3 protein-coding genes are annotated in these 3,816 nt (G+C 38.7%); 2 read left to right on the top strand and 1 reads right to left on the bottom strand.

The annotated features are described in order from the left end of the window. Positions 1-952: protein-disulfide reductase DsbD family protein (locus HP439_RS18265; protein ID WP_172391764.1), on the top strand; the 952-nt coding region annotated here is incomplete at its 5' end. Positions 953-1,004: 52 nt separating this feature from the next. On the opposite strand, the gene HP439_RS18260 is transcribed toward HP439_RS18265, so the two are convergent. After that, complete coding sequence (locus HP439_RS18260; protein ID WP_172391763.1) at positions 1,005-2,162, bottom strand: tetratricopeptide repeat protein; 1,158 nt, start codon at positions 2,160-2,162, stop codon at positions 1,005-1,007. A gap of 297 nt (positions 2,163-2,459) precedes the next feature. Between HP439_RS18260 and HP439_RS18255 the strand changes: the two genes are divergently transcribed. After that, the coding region (locus HP439_RS18255) for a S41 family peptidase (protein ID WP_246229413.1) at positions 2,460-3,816 on the top strand (1,357 nt) is incomplete at its 3' end.

The raw sequence follows: 3,816 nt of genomic DNA, 5'->3' as shown, positions 1-3,816 counted from the left end.
CGTGGGCATGCTTGGATTTTCTATTGCCCTGGCTATTCCTTTTGTTATTTTTGCCATGTTCCCCTCCATGTTGAAGTCGCTACCTAAGTCTGGCGGATGGTTAAACAGTGTAAAGGTCGTCCTTGGTTTCTTAGAATTGGCTTTTGCACTGAAGTTTCTCTCGAATGTAGATTTAGCTTACCATTGGAACTGGCTAGATAGGGAGGTGTTTTTAGCGCTATGGATCGTTATTTTCGGAATGATGGGATTATACCTTATCGGTAAGATTCGCTTCTCGCACGATAGTCCTTTAACACATCTATCCGTCCCAAGAACGTTACTGTCAATCATCATTTTTTCTTTCGTGGTGTACATGGTACCTGGCATGTGGGGCGCACCTTTAAAAGCGATATCCGCCTTTTTACCGCCATCGGCAACACAAGATTTTGATCTTTCAACCCTTAACTTAACGGACACACCTACAAAAACGAATACCAATAAAAAGTATTATGAGATATTCCATGAACGTGGGACTCCTAAGGGTTTCGATCCTTACTATGATTACCAAGAAGGATTGGCTGCAGCAAAAGCGCAGAATAAGCCTGCAATAATAGATTTTACAGGTTGGAACTGTGTCAATTGCCGACAGATGGAAGCGAACGTATGGACAGATCCTCAGGTCGCTCAATTGTTGCGAGAAGAATTCGTAATGATTGAACTGTTTGTCGACGACAGGACAGAACTTGCTCCTGAAGAACAGTATATCTCGACTTACTCTGGGAAAAAGATTAAAACCATTGGCAATATGAATAGTGACTTCCAGGCGGAAACATTCAACAGTAATTCCCAGCCCTTATATGTAATCGTTGACACGGAGGGTAATGTACTCCTCCCCCCAAGTGGTGCAAACTATGATATAGCATCCTATGCTGAATACTTAAAACAAGGAATAAGTTTGTTCAAAGCCCGTTAATAGATCGTTTCGGTTTTAGGAGGAAAGTCTCTTCCTGAAAATTTTAATTAATTTATTGAACTAAAGGAGTGCTATTTTTTACTCCCTTTTCAGTCGTGATTAGATTAAATAGCTCATCTTTTAAATTTATATAATGTTGTAAGCTATCTTCAGCTTTTTCGAGGTCTTTTTCATTTAGATAAATTTGTCCTAGTTTATCTGCTATAGCGAGTTGAAGTAGTTTGTTGTCTTCGGATATAGCAAGCTCTTCTGCTTGTAAAAATTCCTTTTGTGCTACTCTGAAATTTTCTTGAACAAATTTGGACGAGGCGAGCATATACTCAATCTCGGCAAGTTGGCCGGTAAGGTTCTTTGAATTCGCTAAGTCGCGGGCTTGTATAAGGAACCATTGGGCTTCAGTATGTTTGTTTTGAAGTTGGTATATTTTTGCAAGTGCCTGCCAAGAATCAACCTTTTCTTCATACGCTTTAGCTTTATTTAATAACGGTATTGCTTTACGAATGATGTTTCGTTCTGCTGATCGATAATCCTTATCAGCGGCCTGTATTAATGCTATCTTAGTGACAGCGTTTGCCTGTTCAACCCTGCTTTTTTTTACTTCCGCATTTTTGAGAAAAGATTCTTGAAAATGGCCCGCCTGTTTGACGTTTTTGTCAAAGAGGTAAAGATTGGCCAAGTTATACTGAATGGTAAATATGTCGAGATTTGCGGAGGTTTTTTGAGCGTGTGTTAATGCAATGTGCAGTAAATCTATTGCTTGTTTTGCAGATCCATTTTTAAGAGAAAATTGAGCAAATGCGTTTAGTATGCCGTAGGCCCCACTATAATTTCCTCTTTTGATTTCCGTGTCGATGAGCTTGTTCCATTCATGTTCACTTGTGGGTTCCGGTGTAAGTAAATTTTTTAATGCATGGTGGTTGCTAGTGAGCTTGAACTCTTCCTGTGTTTGTTGAAAGTCCAATGCCTTCTCGATACTATCACGGAAAGGTAGTTTTTCTTTATACGAATCCGCAAGCACTTCTCCTTTTGTCCGCGGCGTTGGCAAAACATAGACTTCGGGACCTGTTCCTGAGAAAGCGGTATCATATTTGGTAATATATCCACTTGGATCTAAAAGTTGCTTGTTGTTTTGTGCTTTTAATTCTGACACAAATAAAAGAGTACCGATAATTGTTAAAATGTTGAAGGCGTTTTTATAACCTATTTGCATATATCTTTTCCTTTCGATTTCACCAAATGTAGGAAATTAAGTGTAAAAGGATGTTAAAGTCTTTCCTCGAAGTAGTCTTTCCGCTAGGGTGTCCGCTGAGTGAGGCAATAAATTTTAAATTATAGGGTTATTCTAAACGTACATATCACGTTTCGTGATGGTAACTTCCCTGCAATATTTTTGGGGAGGATGTAATTTTGTGATTCGTTTTCAGTATTTTTAACGCAGTCAATATTTGTTGATAAATTTTGAATATTGAAAACAAAAAAATAGATGTATTTAAATAAATTCTCTTATATGTTTAAGAATATTGTATTTGGTCTCGCGTTTATATCAGTTGTGGCGTGTGGATCAAAGCCACGAGTGGATTTGAAAGAAGAGATGCTGGAATTAAAACCTTCGGCACAACACGAGGTGATTGCTTCCGAGGTAGCAAATCTACTGGAGAATTATAGCTATAAAAAGGTGCCAATGACAGACTCGCTCTCGAAAATTGTGTTTGAGAATTTGTTAGAGTCGATGGATCAAGGACGTAATTACCTATTAGCCTCAGATGTAGAAGATTTTAAGCAATTCGAAACGACTATTAGTCAGGATTTTAGAAAAGGCGATTTGTCTGCTCCATTTTATATGTTCAATGTATATTCGAAACGCTATCTAGAAGCTATGGAATTTGCGCTTGAACAGATTGACAAGCCACATGATTTTTCAATTGATGAGAACTATATTGCTTATCGTGAAGAGCTTCCCTATTTTAAGACAGATGCTGAGTTGAAAGAGCAGTGGCGTAAACGTGTAAAGTATGATTTACTTAATTTGCAATTAACTGCAACAAACAAAGACTCTATTGATGTAGACAAAAATAAGGAGACGCTACGGAAGCGTTATACCAATATCATTTCACAAGCAAAGAAAACTAATTCAAATGATGCCTTTCAGTTGGTTATGACAGCGTTAACTGATGCGGTTGATCCACATACAACATACTATAATCCGTCCTTCGCGCAAGCATTCAATGAAGGAATGTCTAATACATTCGAAGGTATCGGTGCACGTCTTCAGATGGAGAATGAAATGGTGACGATCAAAGAGATTATTGTAGGTGGTCCTGCGTTTAAGGATAAAAGCTTAAACGTGGATGATCGGATAATTGGTGTTGCCCAAGGAGATGGCGAGTTTGACGATATTATAGGTTGGCGTATTGATGCCGCTGTCGCTAAGATTAAAGGGCCAAAAGGTACCGTTGTCCGACTTAAAATTATTCCGGCTGGCCAAGAACTTACCGCTCAACCGAAGATTGTTTCTCTTAAACGGGAAAAGATAGTTATTGCCGAGGAGTCCGCGCAAAAGGAAATTAAAGAGGTGAAAGGAGCTGATGGTAAATCGTATAAAATAGGTTTGATCAAATTACCAAAATTCTATATTGACTTTGAAGCATATCGAAAGCGAGATCCGGACTATAAAAGTACCACGCGTGATGTCCGCTTGATTTTAGATACCCTTAAGAACGAAAAGGTGGATGCTGTTGTATTGGATTTGCGTAATAACGGTGGTGGATCGCTACAAGAAGCAATAGAATTAACAGGATTATTTATTGATAAAGGACCGGTCGTTCAGGTACGGGATGTTCGTGATCGTGTTGAAGTCGATAATG

Origin of the sequence: Sphingobacterium shayense, from assembly GCF_013179575.1 — a bacterium.
In the GTDB taxonomy this organism is placed as follows: Bacteria; Bacteroidota; Bacteroidia; order Sphingobacteriales; family Sphingobacteriaceae; genus Sphingobacterium; species Sphingobacterium shayense.
Note: the sequence above shows the minus strand (reverse complement) of the source record. Positions and strands in the feature narration are given on the sequence as shown.